The sequence below is a fragment of the Pantoea sp. CTOTU50773 genome (assembly GCF_032082325.1).
Classification (GTDB): Bacteria; Pseudomonadota; Gammaproteobacteria; order Enterobacterales; family Enterobacteriaceae; genus Pantoea; species Pantoea communis.
In genome coordinates this window covers 1-4760 of the sequence record NZ_DAMDQC010000235.1, presented here as the reverse complement: position 1 = coordinate 4760, position 4760 = coordinate 1, and the positions used below count along the sequence as shown (strand labels likewise).

Here is a 4760-nt window from a genome sequence, read left to right as displayed (position 1 = left end):
TACATGAATTTTGCCCGCTTCTGTCATCTGCTGGAAAGGAGCGATCCCGGGGCACCTGTGCCGGGCAGCACTGGGCAGGTGCGTCACGAGCCAGTGCGCTTCCGGCCTCATCCCGGCATGGGCTTTCCGGCAGGAGAAATTCGCGGTGCAGAGGCGCCCGCTCATCCGCATCTGCCGCCCACGGTACGCATTAATTTCATGGGGCTCTATGGCACGGCGTCTCCGCTGCCGTCGCATTACATTGATGATGTGACGCGGCAGCGCGAAGGGCACGAGGCCACGCAGGATTTCCTGGATATCTTCAGCCACCGCCTGACCACGCAGTTTTACCGCATCTGGCGCAAATACACCTACCCGGCAACTTTCGCTCCTGGTGGCACCGATGACACCTCTCAGTACCTACTGGGGCTGGCGGGTCTGGGGATAAGCGGCTGTGCGCAGAATATCGCGACGCCGGTCTCGCGTTTCCTTGCGCTGCTGCCGGTGATGCTGCTGCCCGGTCGAACCGCCGAAGGAGTCTCCTCGCTAGTGAAGCTGCTGGCACCGGACACGCGCGCGCAGGTCGTGCCCTGGGATTCACGTCGTATTCCCCAATCCTCAATACTGAATATGAGCACGCGCCACCCTGTCAGTCTGACGCATCGACCGGTGGTGGGGACGCATGCCACAGACGTCAACGGTCAGGTATTGCTGAGGCTGTTCACCGGCAACCCTGAGGAAGTCCGGGGCTGGCTCCCCGGCGGGCAACTGCACGGCGACTTGATGGCGCTGTTGCACGTCTACCTGGGATCAAAGCTAGATGCGCGACTGGAGCTGTGCGTTTACCGCGCAATGATGCCTGATGCACAGCTAAGCTGCCGGAAGGAGGGGGCGCAGCAACTCGGGCGCACGGCGGTGCTGCCTCTGACACAAATCACGGGCTCCCGCGAGTCTAACCAGATAACCATACAGCTCGGTCGCTATCAGCGCGTCCGGGTGCAACCTTCAAGGATCGAAACCGATGAACAGGGCGACTATCGCTGGTAAAACGCTTATCCCTCTTATGCTGGCTCTGAGCGTCAGCAGCTGCGGTCTGACGCAGAAAGTATCAGAGGGCACCGTCTCCGTAACAAAATCCATTTTTTTCAAGCAAATACGCACACTGCATCTCGATTTTCGCGCCCGTGAAGGGGCAAACCGCAACGCACAGGGTGTTGCGCTCTCAACCGTGGTGCGCATCTGGCAACTGAAGGACAGTAGCGCTTTTGACGCCTCAGACTACCCCTCGCTATTCACTGCTGACAGTCAGGTTCTGAAGGCGGACCTGCTGGCACAAAAGGACATACGCATCCGCCCGGGTGAGTCAGTCAGTATTGATATGCCGATGGACGATAAGGCGGAATTCGTGGCATTGGCTGGGCTATTCCTGTCGCCAGACACGCAGGATGAGCAGTGGCGACTGCTGCTGACCCGCGATGATCTCGACCCGGATAAGGCGCGGGTGATTGAACTGGGTGACGGTACACTGACTTTGGTCGCGGAAAAGGCTAAAAGACCCTGATGATGCCTTCACTTTATGAGATCCTTTACGGCAATTTTAGTGGCGGGCTGGCGCTCGATGCCGTGAGCGAACGGGACCAGGTCATTCTTTCGGTGCTGGATAATCTGCAGCGCATCCTCAATACCCGTGCAGGCTCAATTGCACACATCCCCGATTATGGACTGCCGGATATGACGCGCATTCTGCAGGGGATGCCGGGCACTGCGCACCAGCTGCTTCACACCTTTTCAAGCGTGTTGCTGAAGTACGAACCGCGCCTTAAGCGTATTGAGGTGGCATTGCTGGAACAAACGGTGCCAGGCGAATTGCGCTACGCAATTGAAGCCGAACTCACCGGTATTGGCCTGGTGCGCTACGGCACGGAATTCAAACCAGAGGGCAGAGTGTTGCTGCGTCACTTAAAGCAACAGCAGTTAATGGGCAGTGGTTTGACGGGATAAACAAGGAAGGTTGCTGAATATGAATCAGGTGATTAAAACCGGTGCAGATCCGCGCACCTTACCAGGCTATTCCCAGTTGCGGGAAGAGATGAGTAAGCTGACGCATCCCGCCCGGCCCGATGTTGATTGGGGCAAAGTGGAGAGACTCACGCTGGGGTTGTTTGAACAAAATGGACTGGAGTTGCAGAGTGCGGCCTGGTTCACTTTGGCGCGTGCCAACAACGCGGGTTTGAGGGGGCTCAATGAAGGCTTGAATCTGATTGACGCGCTGGTGGTACATCAGTGGTCGATTTTCTGGCCGCTGGCGATTGATGCGCGCGCCGATATCCTCAGCGTGATGTTTCGACGTCTGCAAAGTCTCTACCGTGGCTGGCAGGTGGTGGGCAGCGAGATGGCGGCGCAGCTATTAGAAACGGAGCGGTTGCTGATATCCTTGCGTGAAGCGTTGTTACGTTTTGGTATCAGGGAATTCGCGCAGGCCAATACGTTATTGCATCAGGTCAAACACTCCATAACGCAGCTTCAAGAAAGACTGCCCTCTCCGGTACAGCTTATTCCGGCAGCACTCAACAGTGAACACCACAGCCATCCGGCTCGCGTTTATGTGGTCTATCCTGATGCGGATGAGCAGCAAGACGCGCCCACAACGGCTTCATCATTAAAATCATTTGTGAGTGGGGCCTGCTGTGCCTTACTGGCTGGCGTTTTAGTCTTTGTCTGTGGCAGTTGGTATCGATACGAACAGCATCAGCACTTGATGGCCTCTCAAGCCCTGCTCGAACAACAGCGCAGAGAGAAACAAGCGATATCGTTGGAAAAATTACAGAGCTGGCATCGTGGTATGGCGCAGTTGGAAAATATGGCTGAACAACTCAATGGACTGGATAAAACTAAAGGAAAATATCTCACGGTGAGTGAGCTTAAAACGGGGATTTTTTCCGCGATGCAGGCCTTTAACCAGCAGATTCCGGTTGAAGAGCAACTTCGACGTTACGCTGAAGGTAACGGTGATCAGCTGAGTGAACAAACACAGACGGGATTACTGTTAAAACAGCTGATGTTTCGTTATCAACTCATACAACAGGATAACGCAGAGTCGCTCACCGATCGGGAAAAAGCCAATCTAAATCAAAGTCGTACCTGGTAGACTTCTGAAATCAGCGCTAAACCAGTAAAACTGATTGAATCCAATGGGTGGGCAGGTTACAACGTTGCAAAACTATGAATGGATGCTGGTGCAGGATCGACAACCCGCCTGACCCGGAGGGCTTTTTTATCGCTTTAACAACGGAAAACTATGCCTCACACTTACCGCCCATGGATGAAAAGGTATTGGCTGGTCTGGCTACTTCTCACGCTGGTGACTTTGCTCGCATTACTTGCCGAACAAATCCTGGATCAACGGCGCACGCGTGAAGCGGAATTCCATCAGCAGTTCAGTCGTATTGCGGCCTATTTAACGCAGAATGAAACTCTGTTGCCATTATTGACGGGTGATGAAAACCTCACTGAATTGCAGAAGAAATTTCCACAAATCGTGCAGCTTGAGCACACACAGAACAGGCCGCTAACCGGCCCGCGGTTTGAAGATGCCAGCGAAAGACGGTACTGGCTGTATAACCCCTATCGACAATTCCGCATGCTGGTGGATTTGCATTTTGCCGTGCAAGCCCCAGAGGTCGGGCTGGCACTTGCATTTCATATTCATGCTCAGCCCGCAATATTAACTTCGGCCTATTCTGAAACGGCGCGCTGGCAATGGCAGCGTCCGTTTATCAACCTCTACCAACCTTTTCTAATTAAAGGCAGCGCGAATCCTGATTGGCGTGCGCTGCATGTCGCTCCGCCCCTGCTGGCGTTGACGTTGTGGCTCATCATCGGTTTTCTCGGTTGGGGATTATTGCGTCACTGGCGACAAAACGTCGAAATGCGTCTGCGGGCTGACTATTTCCAGCGTACGCGGCGTGAATCTTTGGGGGAGTTCACGGCGGGTATCATCCATGAAATTAACCAGCCGCTCACCGCGATTAACACGTGGTTACACATCAGCCAGCTGCTGCTTAAGCAAGGCAAACACGATAGCCTGCCGCAGACACTCGGTGCCATCAGTTTACAAACTGAACGATTGGCCGGATTGCTGCAACGTTTTCGCGACATTGTCAGCGAACGCCCGGTGGCGATGACTGCGATCGGTGTTGAATCAACATGGCGGCGAGTCACGGTGCTATTACAACAAGAACTGGATGCGGGCGCTGTGGTGCTTCATCAGCAGTTTCAGCATGACCACGCGCGTGTTATCGGCGACGAACAATGGCTCGAACAGGTCTTTCACAATCTGCTACAAAATGCGATCCACATGCAGCAAGGGCAGGCGGATGCGTGGGTGGCTATCAATTCAGAACGCCTGGCGCACGAGATTAAAATCATCTTCAGTGATAACGGACCAGGCTTTTCTGTCGAAGGATTAGCGCAGGCCTGTATGCCGTTTTACAGCTCGCGACCAGAAAGCATGGGGCTTGGCATGACGCTGGTTGAGAGCTTGATGTTACGCATGAATGGCCAGCTGCGGCTGGCAAACCGCGCCGAAGGCGGCGCGGAAATCACCCTAATTTTCCCACTGGCGGAGTAACGGAATGAGCGCAAAAGTTTGGTTAGTGGATGATGATTTGTCGGTGCGTGAATCATTGGGTTTTCTCTTGAGAACGCTGGAATATGACGTTGCCGACTTTGCTGATTTGGCCTCATTTGAGGCGGCTACGTCAGCGCAGGAACCGCTGCGC

At 54.4% G+C, this 4760-nt stretch carries 5 protein-coding genes; all 5 read left to right on the top strand.

The features are described 5' to 3' along the window. Positions 1-1026: type VI secretion system baseplate subunit TssG (gene tssG, locus RT340_RS21945; protein WP_313377764.1), on the top strand; the 1026-nt coding region annotated here is incomplete at its 5' end. Beyond that, positions 1001-1540, top strand: a complete 540-nt coding sequence (gene tssJ, locus RT340_RS21940) for a type VI secretion system lipoprotein TssJ (RefSeq protein ID WP_313377762.1) — start codon at positions 1001-1003, stop codon at positions 1538-1540. The genes tssG and tssJ, both read left to right, overlap by 26 nt. Next, positions 1540-1980 carry a type VI secretion system baseplate subunit TssE gene (tssE, locus tag RT340_RS21935; RefSeq protein ID WP_097118721.1) on the top strand — a complete coding sequence of 147 codons (441 nt, stop codon included), beginning with the start codon at positions 1540-1542 and terminating at the stop codon, positions 1978-1980. Before tssJ ends, tssE begins: the two co-directional genes overlap by 1 nt. Before the next feature lie 19 nt (positions 1981-1999). Then, a complete protein-coding gene (locus tag RT340_RS21930) occupies positions 2000-3127 on the top strand; it encodes a VasL domain-containing protein (RefSeq protein WP_211728703.1) in 1128 nt (375 codons plus the stop codon). 150 nt (positions 3128-3277) lie between these two features. Continuing rightward, positions 3278-4609 carry a sensor histidine kinase gene (locus RT340_RS21925; RefSeq protein WP_313377758.1) on the top strand — a complete coding sequence of 444 codons (1332 nt, stop codon included), beginning with the start codon at positions 3278-3280 and terminating at the stop codon, positions 4607-4609. The last annotated feature ends 151 nt before the right edge of the window (positions 4610-4760 follow it).